Source organism: Streptomyces sp. NPDC050263, assembly GCF_040655955.1.
Taxonomy (GTDB): Bacteria; Actinomycetota; Actinomycetes; order Streptomycetales; family Streptomycetaceae; genus Streptomyces.
Genome location: NZ_JBFAKW010000058.1, coordinates 40,097 through 58,789, shown reverse-complemented (window position 1 = coordinate 58,789; position 18,693 = coordinate 40,097). Strand labels below are relative to the sequence as shown.

Annotated in this window: 18 protein-coding genes and 3 pseudogenes; 18 read left to right on the top strand and 3 right to left on the bottom strand. The window is 68.4% G+C overall.

Annotated features, from left to right (window positions below; all coding sequences use genetic code 11):
* The 3 pseudogenes from AB0J04_RS25050 to AB0J04_RS25040 form a co-directional block, all read left to right on the top strand.
* A pseudogene (locus AB0J04_RS25050) lies at positions 1-430 on the top strand (hypothetical protein); the annotation flags it as partial.
* A gap of 112 nt (positions 431-542) precedes the next feature.
* A pseudogene (locus AB0J04_RS25045) lies at positions 543-1,167 on the top strand (transposase); the annotation flags it as partial.
* A pseudogene (locus AB0J04_RS25040) lies at positions 1,160-1,584 on the top strand (transposase); the annotation flags it as partial. The pseudogenes AB0J04_RS25045 and AB0J04_RS25040, both read left to right, overlap by 8 nt.
* A gap of 549 nt (positions 1,585-2,133) precedes the next feature.
* Here the strand turns inward: AB0J04_RS25040 and AB0J04_RS25035 are convergent.
* Positions 2,134-3,156: a transposase gene (locus AB0J04_RS25035; protein ID WP_363170783.1), complete on the bottom strand. Its 1,023-nt coding sequence runs from the start codon at positions 3,154-3,156 to the stop codon at positions 2,134-2,136.
* 113 nt (positions 3,157-3,269) lie between these two features.
* Between AB0J04_RS25035 and AB0J04_RS25030 the strand changes: the two genes are divergently transcribed.
* The 3 genes from AB0J04_RS25030 (at position 3,270) to AB0J04_RS25020 (ending at position 6,474) form a co-directional block, all read left to right on the top strand.
* Entirely contained in the window at positions 3,270-4,382 is a 1,113-nt protein-coding gene (locus AB0J04_RS25030) for an NAD(P)-dependent alcohol dehydrogenase (protein ID WP_363170782.1), read from the top strand.
* 14 nt (positions 4,383-4,396) lie between these two features.
* Positions 4,397-5,959 (top strand): aldehyde dehydrogenase family protein, encoded by a 1,563-nt coding sequence (locus AB0J04_RS25025; protein ID WP_363170781.1) that lies wholly within the window; start codon positions 4,397-4,399, stop codon positions 5,957-5,959.
* Positions 5,960-6,180: 221 nt separating this feature from the next.
* Positions 6,181-6,474, top strand: a complete 294-nt coding sequence (locus AB0J04_RS25020) for a hypothetical protein (RefSeq protein WP_363170780.1) — start codon at positions 6,181-6,183, stop codon at positions 6,472-6,474.
* Here the strand turns inward: AB0J04_RS25020 and AB0J04_RS25015 are convergent.
* On the bottom strand, positions 6,463-7,338 hold the full coding sequence (locus AB0J04_RS25015) for an alpha/beta hydrolase (RefSeq protein ID WP_363170779.1): 876 nt from the start codon (positions 7,336-7,338) through the stop codon (positions 6,463-6,465). The genes AB0J04_RS25020 and AB0J04_RS25015 overlap by 12 nt on opposite strands.
* Before the next feature lie 109 nt (positions 7,339-7,447).
* Between AB0J04_RS25015 and AB0J04_RS25010 the strand changes: the two genes are divergently transcribed.
* Positions 7,448-7,954: a CGNR zinc finger domain-containing protein gene (locus tag AB0J04_RS25010; protein WP_363170778.1), complete on the top strand. Its 507-nt coding sequence runs from the start codon at positions 7,448-7,450 to the stop codon at positions 7,952-7,954.
* 231 nt (positions 7,955-8,185) lie between these two features.
* On the opposite strand, the gene AB0J04_RS25005 is transcribed toward AB0J04_RS25010, so the two are convergent.
* Positions 8,186-9,286: a PQQ-dependent sugar dehydrogenase gene (locus AB0J04_RS25005; protein WP_363170777.1), complete on the bottom strand. Its 1,101-nt coding sequence runs from the start codon at positions 9,284-9,286 to the stop codon at positions 8,186-8,188.
* A gap of 348 nt (positions 9,287-9,634) precedes the next feature.
* Between AB0J04_RS25005 and pqqA the strand changes: the two genes are divergently transcribed.
* The 11 genes from pqqA to AB0J04_RS24950 all read left to right on the top strand — a co-directional run bounded on the left by pqqA (position 9,635) and on the right by AB0J04_RS24950 (position 18,693).
* Positions 9,635-9,772 carry a pyrroloquinoline quinone precursor peptide PqqA gene (gene pqqA, locus AB0J04_RS25000; RefSeq protein ID WP_363170776.1) on the top strand — a complete coding sequence of 46 codons (138 nt, stop codon included), beginning with the start codon at positions 9,635-9,637 and terminating at the stop codon, positions 9,770-9,772.
* Positions 9,773-9,781: 9 nt separating this feature from the next.
* Positions 9,782-10,732 (top strand): MBL fold metallo-hydrolase, encoded by a 951-nt coding sequence (locus tag AB0J04_RS24995; protein ID WP_363170775.1) that lies wholly within the window; start codon positions 9,782-9,784, stop codon positions 10,730-10,732.
* A gap of 8 nt (positions 10,733-10,740) precedes the next feature.
* Positions 10,741-11,463 carry a pyrroloquinoline-quinone synthase PqqC gene (gene pqqC, locus AB0J04_RS24990; protein ID WP_363170784.1) on the top strand — a complete coding sequence of 241 codons (723 nt, stop codon included), beginning with the start codon at positions 10,741-10,743 and terminating at the stop codon, positions 11,461-11,463.
* Positions 11,460-11,729, top strand: coding sequence for a pyrroloquinoline quinone biosynthesis peptide chaperone PqqD (gene pqqD / locus AB0J04_RS24985; RefSeq protein ID WP_363170774.1), 270 nt, complete (start codon positions 11,460-11,462; stop codon positions 11,727-11,729). Before pqqC ends, pqqD begins: the two co-directional genes overlap by 4 nt.
* Positions 11,726-12,877, top strand: a complete 1,152-nt coding sequence (gene pqqE / locus AB0J04_RS24980) for a pyrroloquinoline quinone biosynthesis protein PqqE (RefSeq protein WP_363170773.1) — start codon at positions 11,726-11,728, stop codon at positions 12,875-12,877. The genes pqqD and pqqE overlap by 4 nt, the downstream gene beginning before the upstream one ends.
* A 98-nt stretch (positions 12,878-12,975) precedes the next feature.
* The gene (locus AB0J04_RS24975) at positions 12,976-14,148 is read left to right on the top strand and encodes an amino acid ABC transporter substrate-binding protein (protein WP_363170772.1); all 1,173 of its coding nucleotides are present in this window, start codon (positions 12,976-12,978) and stop codon (positions 14,146-14,148) included.
* A 7-nt stretch (positions 14,149-14,155) separates the two neighbouring features.
* Entirely contained in the window at positions 14,156-15,043 is an 888-nt protein-coding gene (locus AB0J04_RS24970) for a branched-chain amino acid ABC transporter permease (RefSeq protein ID WP_363170771.1), read from the top strand.
* Positions 15,044-15,137: 94 nt separating this feature from the next.
* Positions 15,138-16,160, top strand: a complete 1,023-nt coding sequence (locus tag AB0J04_RS24965; protein ID WP_363170770.1) for a branched-chain amino acid ABC transporter permease — start codon at positions 15,138-15,140, stop codon at positions 16,158-16,160.
* On the top strand, positions 16,141-16,902 hold the full coding sequence (locus tag AB0J04_RS24960) for an ABC transporter ATP-binding protein (RefSeq protein ID WP_363170769.1): 762 nt from the start codon (positions 16,141-16,143) through the stop codon (positions 16,900-16,902). Before AB0J04_RS24965 ends, AB0J04_RS24960 begins: the two co-directional genes overlap by 20 nt.
* Positions 16,892-17,677, top strand: coding sequence for an ABC transporter ATP-binding protein (locus AB0J04_RS24955; RefSeq protein ID WP_363170768.1), 786 nt, complete (start codon positions 16,892-16,894; stop codon positions 17,675-17,677). The genes AB0J04_RS24960 and AB0J04_RS24955 overlap by 11 nt, the downstream gene beginning before the upstream one ends.
* Before the next feature lie 35 nt (positions 17,678-17,712).
* Entirely contained in the window at positions 17,713-18,693 is a 981-nt protein-coding gene (locus AB0J04_RS24950; protein ID WP_363170767.1) for a hypothetical protein, read from the top strand.

Here is an 18,693-nt window from a genome sequence, read left to right as displayed (position 1 = left end):
ACCCCCCAGGTCATCCGTACGACAGGGGGCACACAGCCATACCGGACCCGGGGGCCAGGCGCCCCATTGCGGGGCCACGGAAAAGGTAACGGGGCCGGCGAGGAGCACCGCCCGCTGGGACGGCCAGACGTGGCATCAGCTGCCTGCCCCTGAGTACGGAATCATCAGCGACCTGATCGCGGACGAATCCGGAACGGTGTGGGCAACGGGCTGGCAGGTGGGCGAGCCTCATTCCGCATTCTCCCGGTGGAATGGTGACTCCTGGATTCAGGAGGCGCCTCCCACCGAACTGACCTCGACCAGTTACGGCAGCCTGGTCACCGACATGAGTGCCGTTCCAGGAACGCGGGCCGTCGTTGCGGTGGGCACCGCCGCGTGCGAGAGCGTGACGGAAAACTGCGGCGTGATCGCCTCTCGAGGAATGCGCTGACCTCGGCCTGACAGGCACCGACAACGGGACTCCGAAAGCCGGGCCCACGGTTTTCTCCGGCATTGAGCCGGGTTCTGTGCGGTCACGCGAAAGCGCCTTCTGAACCGGGACGATGAGGCCCCGCCGGCGGGAGACGTTCGAGGTCCTGATCGGCCGGACCTCCCGGTTCGCACGGGTCGAACCGCGGCGGCAAGCACGGGAGTTCGTCCTCGGCCTGTTGGCGGGCCTGCCACGGAAGAACTGCTGGACGGCTGGACGACTGGCCGAGCACGCCGGCCGTGCCGGCTCCGACCGGCTGCAGCACCTGCTCGCACGGGCGAAGCGGGACGCGGACGCCGTCCGTGACGATCTGCGCGGCTTCGTCGTCGACCACCTCGGCACAGGAGACGTCGTCCTGGTGGTCGATGAGACCGGTGACCTGAAGAAAGAACAGCCAGGTCGCCGTCTACCCCGCCTACTCCACCCCGCGAGGTCATGCCGCGATCGACCGGGAACTCTACGTGCCCGCTCCTGGACCGACGATCCCGACCGGCGTCGGGCCGCCGGCATTCCGGAGGATCACACCTTCGCGACGAAACCCCGGCGACACGCCCCTGCGTAACACCCTCGAACAACGCGGCCAGGCATACGTCCTCGCCGTCGCCCGTGACCACCACATCACCACCCGGGCCGGAAAGATGTGCGCCGATGACCTGGTGAAGAAGATCCCGAAGCGGACCTGGCAGAAAGCAAGCGCAGATCGGGCAGCTGCTGGAGGCTCACCCTCTTTCCCCGATCCTGACCTCGATTCCGGGAGTCGCGGTCAGGACCGCCGCAGTTCTGCTGGTCACCGTCGGCGACAGCACCAACTCCCCACCGCCGCCCACCTCGCCTCCTACGCCGGCCTCGCCCCGACGACGAAGTCGTCGGGGACCCCGATCCACGGCGAACACGCACCCCGAGGCGGCAACCGGCAACTCGAACGGGCGATGTTCCTGTCCGCGTTCGCCGCCCTGCACGATCCCGCCTCCCGCACCTACTACGACAATTGCCGGGCCCGCGGGAAGACCCACACCCAGGCACTCCTCCGCCTGGCCCGCCACCGCATCAGCGTGCTGTGCGCGATGGTCCGCGACGGCACCTTCTACGAACCCAGAACCCCACGCCTCGCTTGACGAAAGACGTAGAGGCACCCCCCGCGGCTGCGCGGCGTTCCGGGCCCTGGCCACACCCAAGCCGAAGCGAACCGTCGGCTGACGACGCTACAGCCGGGGCGAGGCCGAAGAGGTACGAGGTGCCGTACGCGCCAACGGGTCGTCTGGCCTGTGCCGCGCTGGCCGTACGGCCACCGGAGCGGGCCCGAATCGCCTGTCGCGGGGACATTCTCGGCCTGCCCGCCGCACGGCAGTCTGTATGAGGCTCGGACGTCCGGACCGTGATCCATTCCTCTTCCGAGCCGTATGCGTGCTGCCCTGATGTATCTGTACGAGGAGAACCGCCATGCCCACCAATCTGTCTCCGGCATCTATGTCGAGAAGGTGGCCAGTGGCTCGCATCCCATCGTTTTCGTGTCTGAGAGCGCTGATCCGCGCCGCCCATTCACACCGAGACCGTTCGGACCGCTCAGGTCCCTCCTGACAGAACGGGGCAAGCAGTGGTCCTCGGCAGGAGAAAGGATTCCCAATGGAGTTGCCAACCCAGGTCGGTGACTCGCTGTGAGCGTGTCAGCCCAGCGTGACGGGGGTTTGCGGCGCCGTGATCCCGAAGACGCGGCCGTCGCGTATGAGGGACCACAGGACGTTCAAGCGGCGCCTCGCGAGGGCGGTGATCGCCTGCTTGTGGCCCTTGCCCTCGGCCCTCTGGCGCTCGTAGAAGGCTCTGGAGACGGGGCGGGAGCGGGCGGCGACCATGGCGGACATGTAGAAGACGCGCAGCAGGCGGCGGCAGCAGCGGCGTGGTCGGCGCATGTTGCCGCTGATGCGGCCGGAGTCCTTGGGGACCGGTGCCAGGCCGGCGACGCCGGCGAGGCGGTCGGAGCTGGCGAGGATGCTCATGTCGCCGCCGAGGACGGGGCCGAGGCCGGGCATGCTCAGGATGACCTCGGCGTGGGGGTGGTCGCGAAACCGGCCCTCGATCAGCACGTCGGTCTCGGCGATCTCCTCATCGAGGGCCATCGCCTCCCTCGCGAGCCTGGCCACCATGGCGGCGGCCGGCTTCTCCCCGGCGACGGCGGTGTGCTGGGCCTCGGCGGCGTCCACCGCGGTGACGGCGACGAGCTGGTAGTTGCGGACCTTGCGATTCTTCAGCCAGGTCGCGAGCCGCGTCTTGCCGATACGCCGGAGGGCGGCCGGCGTCTGGTAGTGGGTCAGCAGCACCAGGGCCGCCTTGGACGTCTTGTAGTCGAAGGCGCGTTCCAGGGCGGGGAAGTACTCCAGCATCTGGGCCCGCAGCCGGTTGATCGCCCGGGTGCGGTCGGCGGCCAGGCCCAGGCGGCACGAGGTGAGGATCCGCAGGCCCACGGCAATGTCGCCGCCCCGATGCACCGACTCCAGATCGCGGCGCATGCGGGCCTGGTCGGCGATGACGAAGGCGTCCTTGGCGTCGCTCTCGGCGATCAGTTTGAGCAGCGCGGTCTCGTCGTTGTCCACCCGCCGCGACAGTCGGCGCTTGCCGTCGGCGTCGATCACCGTGCAGTGGTGCTGGGCCTTGCCCGCATCCGTACCGGCCCACAGTTCGGGCACGGCCACCTCCGAAGTCGATTCCGTTCACAGCCCAGCAGACGATTTCGCCAGCGTGTCCTTACCAAGCGAACGAGTGACCGAAACCGAAACCAACCCACCTACAACGTAAGGACTCCCTTATGCGCATACGCGCAGCAGTAGCCGAAGCGAAAGCGAATCCGCTCCTCATCGAGGAACTCGAGCTGGATGAGCCCCGGGACGACGAAATCCTGGTCAAGTTGGTGGCCACAGGCATCTGCCAGACCGACGCCCATGCGCTGCACGGCCGCGTCCCTGCCCCGCTCCCCATGGTGCTGGGCCACGAAGGGGCCGGCATCGTCGAGCGCGTGGGGCGGAGCGTCGCGGGCGTACAGCCCGGCGACCACGTCGTCATGTCGTTCCAGGCGTGTGGGCAGTGCGCCCAGTGCCTGAGCGGGCATCCGGCCTACTGCGACCAGGCACTGACTGCCAACTTCTCAGGGGCACGGCTCGACGGAAGCCGAGGAGTGCACCGTGTCGACAACACGGATAGTGATCTGAGCGGCCACTTCTTCGGTCAGTCCTCCTTCGCTACTTACGCGCTGACCACACAACGCAACACCGTCAAGGTGGACAAGGACGTGCCCCTGGAACTGCTGGCCCCGCTCGGCTGCGGCATACAGACGGGTGCCGGGGCCGTGCTGAACTCATTCGGCTTACCCACAGGTGGGACCATCGCCATCTTCGGTGTCGGGGCCGTCGGCTTCAGCGCCCTGATGGCGGCCCGCGTGGCGGGAGCGTCGACGATCATCGCGGTCGACGTCAACGCTCAGCGTCTTGCCCTGGCCGACGAACTGGGTGCGACTCACACGCTGAACGCGGGTGGAACGGACGTGGTCGAGGCCATCAAACAGATCACGGAAAGAGGCATCGACTACGTCCTGGACACGACCGGTCGTGCCGACATGCTCAGGCACGCTGTGGCATCCCTGGCCCCGATGGGGCAGGTCGGCCTGGTGGCCGGCGGGGCTCCGGGCACATTGTCACCGGCCGAGCTCGCGCTCGGGAAGTCAGTGCGCGGAATCATCCAAGGCGACGCCGTTCCGCAGCTGTTCATCCCCAAGCTCGTCGAGCTGTACCAGTCAGGCCGATTTCCCATCGACAGACTGATCCGTTTCTACGAATTCGACGACATCAACGCGGCATTCGCCGATGCGGCACGCGGCGATGTCGTCAAACCGGTCCTGCGTATCGCGGAAACCGGTCAGAACTGACAGAAGCGAACATCATGGGCAACGCCACCTCCAACGGCCAGACATGGCCCGAGCGGCCGGCGCGCGCCACGGTCAACACAGGGGAGCACGGTCCGCGAGCCCCGCGTTCCCGGCCGGGCCTGCCCAGGCCGGCCAACCGGCAGAGAAGCGGAAGCGGAGAGATGCGAAAAATCGACCGGACTTACATCGACGGCCAGTTCGTCACCCCTCACGGGACGGAGTTGTCCCCCCTGTTCAACCCCACGACCGAGGAGGTCATCGGCGAGGTGCGTCTCGCCGACGAAACTGATGCACGAACGGCCACCGCCGCCGCCAAGCAGGCCTTCGCGAGCTACTCCAGGACCAGCAAGGAGGAGCGCATCGCCCTCCTCAACCGTCTGAGCGTCACGTTCACCGAGCGTCTCGACGAGCTCAAGGCAGCCATGGTCGAGGAATACGGAGCGGTACGCGGCATCGTAGACGGCCTCATTCCCCTGGCACCGACGATGTTCGCCGATGCTGCCAAGCTTCTCGAGTCGTACGAGTTCACCAAGGCCCGGGGCACGAGCACCGTCGTCATGAAGCCGCTCGGCGTCGCCGCGCTGATCACTCCGTGGAATCTGAACACTGTCTTCGTGGCGCAGAAACTCGCGAACGCCCTTGCGGCCGGAGCCACGGCCGTCGTCAAGCCCAGTGAACTCAGCGCCATCCAGACGCAGATCATGACCGAAGCGTTCGACGCAGCGGACGTACCGCCGGGCGTGATCAACGTCGTCACCGGTCGCGGCAGCATCGTCGGCGATGTCCTGACGTCACACCCCGACGTGACCAAGGTCAGTTTCACGGGATCGACCGTGGTGGGACAGCGCATCATGCGCAACGCCGCCGCCACCTTCAAACGCCTCACACTCGAGCTCGGCGGCAAGGGGCCGAGCATTCTGCTCGACGACGCCGACATCCCCTCAGCCGTCTCAGCGGCGCTCTCGTCCGGCTTCCTCAACAATGGGCAGACCTGCTTCGCCGGTACCAGGATCCTCGCACCGCGCAGCAGGCTCGAGGAGATCCTCGAAGCCATCGAGTCCGCCATGCCCGCGTTCGGGGTCGGAGACCCGCGAGACCCGTCGACGGGTGTGGGACCAGTAGTCAGCCAGGCGCAGTTCGACAGGGTCCAGAGCTACATCCGGCTCGGTCTGCAGGAGGGGGCGCAGTTGCTGGTCGGCGGCGAGGGGCGGCCCGAGGGTCTCGACAAGGGCTGGTTCGTCAAGCCCACAGTGTTCGCGGGCGTCACCAATCAGATGCGCATCGCCCGTGAGGAGATATTCGGCCCGGTCCTTGTCGTCATCCCCTACGAGGACGACGACGAGGCAGTGAGCATCGCCAACGACAGCCCATACGGCCTGCAGGCTCACGTGTTCTCCAGCGACACCGAGCGAGCCCACCACGTCGCCCGGCAGGTCGAGGCGGGCGCCGTCCTCATCAACCGGATCTTCAGCGATGTCGAGGCTCCCTTCGGCGGCATCAAACAGTCCGGCATCGGCCGCGAACACCACCTGTACGGCCTCGAGTCCTATCTTGAACCGCGTGCCATCACCGCCTGACCGACCGTGGCCCGACTCTGTCCCTGAGCCCGGCCGGATGGCGTCGTACGCCGAGGCGTGATCGACATCCTGGTCATGACCACCCGTGCCGGTGATCCAGGACGGGAGGTGATCGCGGCCGCCTCGTCCACCGTCCACGCGGGCGAGGCCGTCGCGCCGGCCCGTGTGGACGGTGGACCCGCAGAGCCGATCCGCCGTGGGTTGGTGCTCCACTCGTCTGCTTGTACGACGACACCACCGACGACCGTTGCACCGAACGCGACTGGCAGCAGGCCGCCCAGCGCGCCTTCACCACCCTGGGCGAACAGCACCGGGCCGCCGACGGCCCCGGCCGGCTGCTGCTGGTCGCCTGCCTGTGCCAGGGCCTGCGCCTGGCCCACGACCACCGCCTCGACATCGCTGGGGACAGGGACGACTCTCTGCTGTCCGTGAGAGGACCGGAGTGGATGGCCGACCCGTGCCGAGGACACCAGCTGGGCGTCAGCGCAGAAAGCTCTGTCGCTTCACGCTGGTGATTCGGTGACGGTCAGGAACCCGCGAATGTACCCGGCCACGGTGTCCAGGTGGCTTTCGAGCAGAAAGTGTCCGCCTCCGGGAACCAGGTGGATCTCCGCGTCCGGCAGGTCCCTTGTGAAGGCACGTGCTCCGTCCGGGCCGAAGATCTCGTCGCCTGCGCCCCAGACCGCCAGGAGAGGAACCTGGCGTTCCCGAAAGTAGGCGTGCACCTGAGGGTAGAGGGGTGGATTGCTGGCGTAATCGCGAAACAGGGCGAGCTGCACGAGGTCGTTGCCTGGCCGGTTGACCTCGCGGTGGTCAGCGGCCCAGGTGTCGGGATCGACCAGCTCGGGTCGGTCCACTCCGTTCAGGTACTGCCAGCGGATGGCATCGAACGAGAGGGCGGTACGGGCGGCGGGTTCGGTCTGGGGGCCCGGATTCTCGCAGTACGCCCATACAGGCTTCCAGAAATCCGGTACGAAGCCGTCCTCGTAGGCGTTGCCGTTCTGCGTGATCACCGCGGTGATCGCGTCCGGGGTGCGCAGGGCCAGCCGCCAGCCGATGGGTGCGCCGTAGTCCTGGACGTACAGGGCGTAGCGGGTGACGCCGAGGTGGGTCAGAAGGGCTTCGGTGATGTCGGTCAGGGAGTCGAAGGTGTAGGTGAACGCGTCCACGGGCGGGGCATCGGAGTTGCCGAAGCCGAGGTGGTCGGGGGCGATGACGTGGAATCGATCGGCCAGCGCCGGAATGAGGTGGCGGAACATACGCGAACTGGAGGGGAATCCGTGCAGGAGTACGAGCGTGGGCGCCTCGCGGGCTCCTGCCTCGCGGTAGAAGACGCGATGTCCCCGCACTGTCGCGTACTGGTGGCGGATCTCAACCATGACTAACCTCTTAGACGCCCCATGATGGTTACTTTCGGGGTCCCAGTACACCCCCCTTGGGGTAACCTGTCAAACCACTTGATGGAGTTAGCCGGGGAAGGTGAGGTCCGTGCTCGACGACCAAGCCCTGATGCAGGCGCTGAACAGCACCCCCATCGTGGATGGCCGACGCCAGGACCTGTGGCGTGACGACCATGAGGTGGACAGCTGGGCACGAGGGCACGGGGGTCTCGGCGGTGACGAGGAGCACCGGTGGCTGCGCACCGCCCGGGACGCGCTCCAGGCGGTGGAGTCGGGCACGTCGCAAGAGCCCCGTCTGCGCGGAGTCCTCGCAGGCGTTCGCAAAGTCCCGCAGTCCAGCGCGTCGGGCATCGAGTGGCACTTGGAGGTGCCGCCGGAGCGCAGGCTCGCCGTGGAACTTGTGCTCGCGTGGGCGGACGTCAAAGAGCGCATGCCCGGCCGACTGCGGCCGTGCGAGAACCCTGAATGCCGCCTCTTCGTTCTGGACCGCAGTCGCGCCAACACCGCACGGTGGTGCTCGATGAAGACCTGCGGGAACCGGCTCAAAGCCCGCCGGCACCAGGCTCGGGCCCGGGAGACCCCACGACCTGAGTAGAGGCTAGAGGCTCCGTCGCCACCCAGGCCACGGCGGACATCACCGTGGCCACCTGGGCCTACGACCCGGGCGCCGACGCCTGGCAGCGGCTCCCGGAGAACACCACCCCCAGCCACCGCGGCGGCCGGCCTGTACAAGATCGGCGGCAGCACCGGCCGGGGCGATGCCGGCGCCGTCACGCGTCCCTGGAGTCCAACGCGCCGTCTACGACGTGTGACGCCGGATGGCGTCCTACTGCAGATCGACCTGGAACACCTTGTCCGCGCCGTCCGGCTCGCCTCCGTTGTTGTCGGCGTTGGTGGTGGCCAGCCACAGGGCGTTCTTGCCGGGGAGCGTCTCCACCGTGCGCAGTCGGCCGTACTGGGTGGTGTAGTACGCGGTGGGGGTGCCGGCGCTGGTGCCGCTGACCGGGATGCGCCATAGCCGCTCGCCGCGCAGTGCCGCCATGTAGAGGGCTCCGTCGGCGTACGTGACCGCGCTCGGGGATGCCTCGCTGACGGTCCACTGCCGCTTGGGGCTGGTCATGCCGGACGTGGAACAGCTGCCCTCGCAGACCGGCCAGCCGTAGTTCTTGCCGGACTCGATCAGATTGAGCTCGTCGTACTTGCTGTTGCCGAACTCGGCTTCCCAGAGCCTCCCTTGGGCGTCCCAGGTGATGCCCTGGGGGTTGCGGTGGCCGAGGGAGAAGACGAGTGTGCCGAACGGGTTGCCGGGTGCGGGCCTGCCGTCCTTCGTCATCCGCAGGATCTTCCCGTTGAGGGAGTTCCTGTCCTGGGCGAGGTTGCTGTTCTGCGCATCGCCCGTGGTGGCGTAGAGGTGGCCGTCCGGGCCGAACTTGATGCGACCGCCGTTGTGGTACTTGTTCTTGGCAATGCCGCTGACGAGGACCGTGTAGCCGCTCAGCGAGGAGCCGTCGTACGTCATCCGGACGATGCGGTTGTCGGAGGCCGCCGAGTGCATGAGGTAGACGTAGTGGTCGCTGTTCCAGTTCGGTGAGACCGCGAGGCCGAGGAGGCCGCCCTCGCCGCTGGTGGTCACGACGTTGGGCACCTTGCCGATTTCGGTCCTCGTGCCCGCCTGGGTGAGTTTGAAGAGCTTGAAGGAGTCCCGTTCGGTGACGAGCGCCGACCCGTCGGGCAGCCAGCTCAGGCCCCAGGGAACGGTCCAGCCGGACGAGACCGTTCGGATGGCCGAGGGGACCGAGGCAATGCCGCTGTCTGTTCCGCTGTCACTTCGTGCCGTGGCGTTTCCGGCGCCGGCCGCCGCGCCGAGCAGACCGGCGGTGAGCGTGGCCGCGGCAGCGGCCGATGTGATGGTTCGGAATCCGCGCATGGGCGAGCTCCTCGCTGTGGGGGTGTCAGGAAGCCGTGCTGGGCTCGAAACCTGATGAGTAATCAGCTCTCCGGAAGGTAGGAGGTATGTGATTGAGGGTCAAGCGCCAATGAAGCCAAAGGTTCATACCTTCGCCTGGTGAATCAAGCCGCTGACACCGCCTCAACAGCTGCTTTGCCAACAGATCCGACAGTGGCCGACCTTGACGTTCTCCTTTTCGGCCAACGATAGATCGGAGCACTTTTCTGTCGACCTATTGACCCCGGTGGCCGATGCTCGCGATGCTGCAACACAGCACGACCTGGCCCATGTACACCGGTTCCCCACATCGGAAGGCAGGTACGGCACATGACCGAATCCGTACGGCAGGCGGTGGAACGTCAGTCGCCACCCGTCGACGAAAAGGCACCGAGCTGGCAGACCCCCGACTTCGTGGTCGTCGAGACCGCGCTGGAGGTCACCGCCTATTTCCTGAGCGACCGTTAGCCCGCCGCCGTGCTGCTGCATGTGCTCGGCACTGCGGCGGGCGGCGGCGTACCCCAGTGGAACTGCGCGTGCCCCGGCTGCTCCGGGGCACGCGCCCACCCCACGTGGCGCCGCCGCCACGCCTCACTCGCCGTACAGGCGTCCGACGACCGCTGGTATCTCATCAACGCCACGCCGGACATCGGCGACCAGATCGAAGACTGTCCCGCACTGCGTCCCGTACCCGTACCCGTACCCGTCCGCGGCTCCGCTTCCGGCCCCCGGGCCGGTTCGCGGCGGACCCCGATCGCCGGGCTGATCCTGACCGACGCCGAACTCGACCACACTCTCGGCATCGCCCGGCTGCGCGAAGCCGGTGCCGACGGGCTGGAGTTGCTCGCCACCGGGTCCGTGCGCGAGGCACTGCTCACCGGGCTGTGTCTGGAGGACGTCCTCGGCCCGTACACGCCGCTCACCTGGCGCGAACTGTCCCAGGAGCGGCCCGTACCGCTCACCGAGGACTCAATCGTCACGATCAGCGCGATCCCCGTCTCCGGCAAACGCCCGCGCTACGCGGTGCACCTGCCCGGTTCTGAAGGCGATACCTGGGTCGTCGCGCTGCTTCTCACCGACCGCGCCACCGGAGCGAAAGCCGTTTACGCGCCCGCACTCGCCGCCTGGCCGGGCGCCCTGCAGTCCGCTGTCGCCGAAGCCGACTGCGTGATCGTCGACGGCACGTTCTGGGACGACGAGGAACCCCGGCGCACAGGCATCTCCACCCGCACGGCGACGGGTATGGGGCACCTCCCGATCGATGGGCCGGGCGGCACCGCGGAGCGCCTGGCGCCGCTTCGCGCCCGCTGTCTCTACACCCATCTGAACAACACCAATCCCCTCGTCGATCCGAGCGCACCGCAGTACAAACGGCTGGCCGACCAGGGCATCGAGGTGGCCGGAGACGGAATGGTGATCCAACTGTGAGCACAGACATCGGCTCAGGTATCCGCACAGGTGTCGGCACAGGTGTCGCGACGGGCTTCGAGGAACGGCTGAGAGCCGTGGCCCGGGACCACTACCACGACCGCCATCCCTTCAACGTACGTATGCATCAGGGGGAGTTGACCCCTGACGAGCTGCGCCGCTGGATCCTCAACCGGTTCCACTATCAGCGGCACATCCCCGTCAAGGACGCCCTGGTCCTGGCCAAGCTGGGCACCCCGCGGCTGCGCCGTATGTGGCTGCGGCGGATCGAGGAGCACGACGGCCGGGCCGACGGGGAGGGCGGCATCGAGCGGTGGCTGAGGCTGGGCGAGGCCGCTGGGCTCGACCGGTCGGATCTGCTGTCCGGTGAGGGAGTGCTGCCCGGGGTACGGCTGGCGGTGGACGGATACGTCAACTTCTGCCGGCTCCGCTCCCCGCTGGAAGCCGTCGCGGCGTCCCTCACCGAGCTGTCCGCGCCGGGCATCATGCACACGCGCATCGCCGCGTTCGAGCGTCACTACCGGTGGATCGACGCCGACGGTCTCGCCTATTTCCGTTCCCGCGAGACCCAGGGCCGGCAGGACAGCGGCGAGGCACTGGGCCTCGTCCTGGACTGGGCCCGCACGGAGGCCGATCAGGAGCGTGCCGTGGCAGCCCTCGCCTTCAAGTGTGACGTGTTGTGGTCGCTGCTCGACGCGATCGACCACGGCGACCGGAAGGAACGACAATGACCGTGACCGTGACCGGATGGCGGCCGGCCCTGGCGCGCTCGGTGGTGCTCCGCCACGACCGGGTACGCCGGGCGGACCTGTTGGTCCTGCCGGAACGGGTGGTCGTCCTCAGTGGCCAGGCCGCGGATGTCCTGCGGCTGTGCGACGGCCATCGGCACGTGGACGAGATCGTCGAGGAGCTGACGGGCCGCTTCCCCGGAGCCCCCGTAGCGGCCGAAGTCCCCCGGTTCCTCGACCGCGTACGCGAGGAGGGCTGGCTGCGATGACGAATCCACCGCCGCCGGGCACGGCTCCCCCGGCGCCCTGGGCCCTGCTGGCCGAACTCACCCACGCCTGCCCGCTGCACTGCCCCTACTGCTCCAACCCCCTGGAACTCACGCGCCGTTCACACGAACTCTCCGCCGAGGAATGGGACGACGTGTTCCGGCAGGCGGCGGACCTCGGCGTCGTACACACCCATCTCTCCGGTGGCGAGCCACTGCTCCGCCGCGATCTCACGGCTGTTGTCGCCGCCGCCGAGGGAGCCGGGATCTACACCCAACTGGTCACCAGCGGCGTCGGGTTGAGCACGGCGAGGATGTCCGCGCTCGTGTCCGCCGGACTGCGCAGCGTGCAACTGTCGGTGCAGCACGCGAATCCGGCGGCGTCCGACCGGATCGCCGGTCACCGGTCGTTCGAGGCGAAGGCACGGGCCGCCGCTCTCATACGCGACGCGGGCCTGCCGCTGGGCCTCAACGTCGTCCTGCACCGCGACAACCTCGACGCCGTCGACGACATCGTGGACCTGGGTGTGGCCTGGGGCGCCGAGCGGATCGAGCTGGCCAACGTCCAGTTCCACGGGTGGGCCCTGCGTAACCGCACCGCGCTGCTGCCCACCCGAGACCAGCTGTCCCGCGCCCGGGAGGCGGTCGAGCGCCGTCGGGAGCAACTGGCGGGCACCATCGAGCTGGTGTGGGTCGTGCCGGACTACTTCGACGGTGTGCCGAAGCCGTGCATGGGCGGCTGGGGTGCGGTGTCGCTGACGGTCGCCCCGGACGGCGCCGTCCTGCCGTGCCCCGCGTCCCGGGACATGCTGGGCCTGGACGTTCCGAACGTACGCGACCGGTCACTGAAGTGGATCTGGAACAGTTCCCCGGCCTTCGACCGCTATCGCGGCACGGAGTGGATGAGCGGACCCTGCGGTGGCTGTCCCCGCCGCGAGATCGACTTCGGCGGCTGCCGCTGTCAGGCCCACGCGCTCACCGGTGACGCCGCCCGCACCGACCCCGCCTGCGCGCTCTCCCCCGACCACGCTCTCGTACGCACCCTGTCAGGGACGCCGCACACCGACGCCCCGTCCGCCGACGCCTCGCACTACGTCTACCGCGGGCCCGATCGCCACCACGCGGAAGCCACGAGGGGTGTGAAGCGATGACCAGACCGCACCGCAGACCAAACCGCAGGCAAGGCCACAGACCAGACCGCGGACGTGGCCGCAGACGATCAGGGGCCGCCGCCGGCACGCTCGCCCTGGTGCTCGCCGCCAGTGCCTGCGGCTCGGGCTCCGGTTCCCAGGATTCGGCCGACGACCCCATCGTGATCGGTGTCTCCTTACCGCTCACCGGGGACTTCTCCGAACCCGGCAAAGGTGTCGAACGGGGCTACAAGGCCTGGGCGAAGATCGTCAACGGCAAGGGCGGCCTGCTGGGCCGCAAGGTCGAGTTGAAGATCCTCGACGACCAGTCCAACGCCGACCGCGTCGTCTCCGACTACGAGCAGTTGATCGGCAGGGAAGAGGTCGACCTGCTCTTCGGGCCGTTCTCCACCCGGCTCGTCGTCCCGTCCGCGCGTCTGGCCGAGGAGTACGGGATGCTCTTCGTCGAACCGGCGGGTGCGGCCCCGGAGGTCTTCGAGCAGGGCTTCAAGAACCTCTTCTACGCCGCTCCGGCCGTCGCCGACGACCACTACAACCTCCTGGCCGACCACATCCTGGCCATGCCGGAGAGCGAGCGCCCGAAGACGGTCGCGTACGCCGCCATGGACGACCCATTCGCCCAGGGAACCGCCTACGGGCTGAAGGAGAAACTGGAGAAGGGCGGCATCAGGACCGTCGCCGACGAGGTCTACCCGCCCAACACCACCGATTTCGGCAGCATCGCCGCCCAGATCGCCGACTCGAAGGCCGACATGGTGGTGGGCGGCACCCAGTACCAGGACGGCGTCAACCTGATCGTCGCCCTGCAGCAGCTCGACTACCAGCCAAAGCTGGCCGCCTTCTCCACCGCGCCGACCGAGCCGGAGTTCGCCAAGGCCATCGGCGACAGGACCGAGGGCATTCTCGCGCCCACCGGCTACACCCAGAAGGCCGGCTACCCGAGCAACAAGGAGTTCGTCGAGAAGTACACCGAGCAGTTCGGCAAGGCGCCGGAGGAGGACGAGGCCAACGCCTATACGACCGGTCAGGTGGTGGCCGCCGCTGTCGAGGCCGCCCGATGCGCCTCCCAGGACCCGGACTGCCAGAGCAAGCTCGTGAAGTGGCTCCGCGGCCATCAGGTGGAGACCGTCGTGGGACCGTTGAAGTGGGACGACAAGGGCCGACCGCAGAGCGCGCACATGATTCAGCAGTGGGTCGGCGGTGAGATACAGATCGTGCTCCCCGAGGCGCAGAAGGAAGCCGATCTGATCTATCCGAAACCGAAGTGGTGAGGCCGGCATGCCCTCCGCGAGCCTCGTCTTGCAGAGCCTTGTCCTCGGCGTGCTGCTGGGTGGGCTGTACGCCCTTCTGGCGGCGGGCCTCACCCTCTACTTCGGCGTGATGCGCGTCGTGATGATCGCCCACTCCGCCTTCCTGATCCTCGCCGCCTACCTCGCCTGGTTCGCGCACCGGGAGACCGGCGTCGACCCGCTCCTCACCCTGTTCGTCACCGTGCCCCTGTTCTTCGCCGCGGGCGTCGCCATGCAACGGCTGCTCCTGACCCGGCTCCGTCCGGCGACGCTCACCATGATGTCCGTGCTGCTCACGTTCGCGGTGGCGCTCGTCATCGAGGGGCTGCTCGGGTACGCGTTCAGCGGCACCCAGCGCCGGGTCAGGCTCGGCTACAGCTCCGCGAGCATCGAGTTCCTCGGGGCACACGTGGCGGTGGTGAAGCTGATCGCCTTCGGCATGGCCGCACTCGCCCTGCTCGGCCTCTACCTCCTCATGAAGCACAGCCGGTTCGGCCAGGCACTGCGCGCCACCATCCAGCACCCGGACGCCGCCCGGCTGCTCGGCATCGACACCGACCGGATCGCCGGATACGGGTTCGGCCTCGGTCTCGCCACGGCGGCCGTCGGCGGCACGGCGCTCGCCCTCGACACCACCATCTACCCCTCGCTGCACTGGCACTGGATCGGCCCGCTGATGGCCATCATCGTCGTCGGCGGTCTCGGCAGTGTGCCGGGCGCCGCCATCGCCGCCATGGCACTGGGCGTCCTCCAGAGCCTGCTGCAACTGGAGCTGTCCACCACCTGGGCGCAGACCGTCTTCTACGTCGCGCTCTTCGCCACGCTGGCCGTCAGGCCGCAGGGATTCTTCGGGGGGCGGCTTGCGCAACGGTTCTGACCCTTCCGTCCTCAGGTCCAGGTTCGTCCGTCCCCGATACGTCCATCTCGTCGTCCTGCTCCTGGCAGCCGTCGTGGCGCTCACGTTCCCGTCCATGGCCCCGAGCCCCTACGAGATCACCGTGGGCATCGCCATCCTCAACTACGCGGTGCTCTCCACCTCCTGGAACTTTGTCGGCGGATTCACGGGCTATGTCTCCCTCGGGCACGCGGCGTTCGCCGGACTCGGCGCCTACGGGACCGGACTGCTGGTCGCCAAGGCCGAACTCCCGCCCTTCGCCGCGCTGTTCGTGGCCGCGCTGATGGTGGCGGCGCTCGCCGTTCCGGTCGGCTATGCCGCCCTGCGGGTACGCGGTGCCTCCTTCGTCATCGTCTCCATCGCCCTCGTCCTCATCCTGCTGCTGGTCTTCCAGAGCTGGTCCTCCCTCACCGGCGGTTCCCGGGGACTGGTCGTGCCGCGGCCCTTCCCCGGCATGCTGCGTGCCGAGCACCACCGGACCTTCTACTTCCTCTTCCTGGCACTGCTCGCGCTGGCCCTGCTGGTCTGGTGGGTCATCGACCGGTCACGGTTCGGCATGGGCCTGAAAGCGATCCGCGAGGACGAGGACAAGGCCCAGTCGCTCGGCATCCCCACCTTCACGTACAAGCTGGTGGTCTTCGTCGTCTCCGCCGCCTTCACCGCGCTGGCCGGCGGGTTGTACGCCCTGTGGTTCGGCGATCTCGACCCGGTCTTCCAGTTCTCCATCCTCAGCGGGTCGTACATGGTGCTGATGGCACTGCTCGGTGGCGTACGCCAGTTGTACGGACCGCTGCTGGGAGCGTTGATCGTCGGGTACGCCCTGGAGTACTCCAAGGTCGAGTACGGGGACACGCCTCTGCACCTGGTCGTGGCGGGGCTGCTCCTCGGCGTCGTCGTGACGTTCATGCCGGACGGCGTCATCCCGGCCGCCGGCGCCCTGCTCCACCGGTTCCGCCGGACCGGCGACGCCTCCATCCGGGAGGTGACCGCGGCCGAACTGCGGGAGCGGGGCGAGGAGCGCGAGGAGATCTACGGGCCTGAGGAGACCGACGGGCGCGACGCGCCGAAGGTGAGGAACAGTGAACGAACCGGCACCTGAGGCGGAGCCCGAACCGAGCCTCGCAACCACCGGGCTCACCAAGGCGTTCGGCGGAGTCACCGCACTCGACTCGGCCGCCGTGACCTTCCACCACGGCAAGGTCAACGCCCTGATCGGACCCAACGGTTCGGGAAAGACGACCTTCTTCAACTGTGTCACCGGGATGATCCGCCCGGACTCCGGTCGCGTCACGTACCGCGGACGCGACCTCACGGGCAGGCCCCCGCACCGGATCGCCCGCGCCGGCATCGGGCGTTCCTTCCAGCTCTGCCGGGTCTTCCCCCGGATGACCGTGCTGGACAACCTCCTGGCTGCCGTCCGGCCGCGCGGTCTCACCAGCCGGCTCGCGCGCTCGGGCACGCGTGCGGAGACCGAGCGGGCCCGTTACTGGCTGACCCGGATGGGCATCGAGCACCTGGAGCAGGCCGAGGCCCACCAACTCTCCTGGGGGCAGCAGAAGTTGCTGGAGCTGGCCCAGGTACTGACGAGCGAGCCGGAGCTGATCCTGCTGGACGAGCCGGCGGGCGGGGTCAACCCGGCGCTCATCGACCGCATCGGCGACCTGGTGCGCGAACTCAACGCCGAGGGCCGGACGTTCCTGATCGTCGAGCACAACATGGACATGGTCATGAGCCTCAGTGACCACGTCGTCGTGTTCGACCGCGGTCGGCCGATCGCACAGGGGCCGCCCTCACTGATCCAGTCCGACGAACGAGTCCTCGGGGCATACCTTGGCGTCTGACTCCCACACCGACTCCAACTCCGCTACCGGCACCGGCACCGACCCGGCGTTCCTTCTCGAACTCGACGACATCCGCGCCGGATACGGCCGGGCGGCGCTGGTCCTGCGCGGGCTGACGGTCCGCGTACCGGCCGGAGCGATCGTCTGTCTGATCGGGCCCAACGGGGCGGGCAAGTCCACCGTGCTGAGGGTGGCCAGTGGCCTCCTCGCCCCTCGCTCGGGCCGGATCCTCGTCGACGGCAAGGAGGTCACCGGGCATGGACCGCAGCGGATGCTCGCCGCCGGAGTCGCCCATGTCCTCCAGGGTCACAGTGTCTTCAGGGAGATGACGGTCGCCGAGAACGTCCTGCTCGGCGGTTACACCCTGCGGGACAAGGCACTCGTCGCCGAACGGGCCGACTTTGTGCGGGCGCTGTTCCCGGTCGTGGCCGAGCGGTGGACGAGCCTGGCCGGGCTGCTCTCCGGCGGACAGCAGAAGCAGGTGGAGTTCGCGCGTTCACTGATGGTCAAACCCCGTGTCGTGCTCCTCGACGAGCCGTCGATGGGTCTCGATCCCAAGGCGACCGGGGTGGTCTTCGAGCAGATCGTACGGATGCGGGACGCGGGGACCGCCGTACTGCTGGTCGAACAGAACGCGCGGCGCGCCCTGGAGGCCGCCGACACCGGCTGTGTCCTCGATCTCGGCCGGGTCCATATCACGGGCCCGGCACGCGAGTTGCTCGCCGACCCGCAGCTCGGCGAGCTCTATCTGGGCGGTCGTCCCGCACGCCGATGACTCCGACGACTCCGATGACTCCAAGGAGACCGCACATGCGCAGCAGACGGAACACGCTCACGGCAGCCGTCGCCGCACTGCTGACCGCCCTCGCCACGACAGCAGCGGCACCCTCCGGAGCAGGGGCAGGGGTGGGGACAGGAGCAGGGGCCGGCCCCGTACTCCCCTCCCTCCGCCCCCACCTGACGGCGTACTACGACTTCGAGCACCCGGTCCCCGGCAACCCGGCGAGGGAACGTGACCTGGGCTTCTCCCGTACCGACATCGACCTGGTCGGCGGCGGGGCACGGATGCGCACGAACGAGGGAGCGCACCGGGGCAGCCGGACCTCGCTCCAGGTGCGGCAGGTCACCCCGGACGCGAAGGGCAACGACGACTGGAAGGCAGGCGTGTACGGGCCTTCCGGCGTGCCGACGCTCAAGGCGTTCAACGCGGTCGAGGGGATGACCGTGATGGGCTGGTTCAAGATGACCGGCCCGAACCCGGGCCTCAACAGCAACACGGCCGCCCCGGACGACCGTTACGGTGCCGTGGGCCTGGCCGGAGTGCTGTCGGGGGACTCCGACGGTCACGCGGTGCGGGGCCTGCTGGAGATCATCGAGGTGAACGGCGAACTGCGGCTCGTCGCCCTCGGCCGACGCGTCGACGGGGCGAGTTCGCAGACGTTCGCCGCCTCGCAGGACTGGCGGACCCTGCTGCCGGTCGACGAGTGGGTCTTCCTCGCCGCCACCTTCGACTTCGACACGGGTGCGATGGCGCTGTACCGCGACGGGCAGCGGCTGGACGGCTTCTACACCGTTCCCGGCGATCCCTGGGACCTCGCGCGGCCGGGCCCGCACCGCTCCTCGCCCACCGATCCCCGGGGCATCAAGATCGGCGGCAGCTTCCCGCAGAACACCACCGAACGCAATCCCTGCGACTGCCGCATGGACAGCCTGATGTTCCTGGACAGCGCGGTGGGCCACGACCGGATCCGGGCCCAGTACCGACTGGTGGCAGCCGCCGCCGGCCGCTGA

Coding starts and splice junctions, on each gene's coding strand:
- AB0J04_RS24950 (WP_363170767.1), top strand. CDS start 17,713: ATGCGCAGCAGACGGAACACGCTCACGGCAGCCGTCGCCGCACTGCTG.
- AB0J04_RS25015 (WP_363170779.1), bottom strand. CDS start 7,338: ATGGTTGAGATCCGCCACCAGTACGCGACAGTGCGGGGACATCGCGTC.
- AB0J04_RS24965 (WP_363170770.1), top strand. CDS start 15,138: ATGGCCCCGAGCCCCTACGAGATCACCGTGGGCATCGCCATCCTCAAC.
- AB0J04_RS25025 (WP_363170781.1), top strand. CDS start 4,397: ATGGGCAACGCCACCTCCAACGGCCAGACATGGCCCGAGCGGCCGGCG.
- AB0J04_RS24970 (WP_363170771.1), top strand. CDS start 14,156: ATGCCCTCCGCGAGCCTCGTCTTGCAGAGCCTTGTCCTCGGCGTGCTG.
- pqqE (WP_363170773.1), top strand. CDS start 11,726: ATGACGAATCCACCGCCGCCGGGCACGGCTCCCCCGGCGCCCTGGGCC.
- AB0J04_RS25030 (WP_363170782.1), top strand. CDS start 3,270: ATGCGCATACGCGCAGCAGTAGCCGAAGCGAAAGCGAATCCGCTCCTC.
- pqqA (WP_363170776.1), top strand. CDS start 9,635: ATGACCGAATCCGTACGGCAGGCGGTGGAACGTCAGTCGCCACCCGTC.
- AB0J04_RS25005 (WP_363170777.1), bottom strand. CDS start 9,286: ATGCGCGGATTCCGAACCATCACATCGGCCGCTGCCGCGGCCACGCTC.
- pqqD (WP_363170774.1), top strand. CDS start 11,460: ATGACCGTGACCGTGACCGGATGGCGGCCGGCCCTGGCGCGCTCGGTG.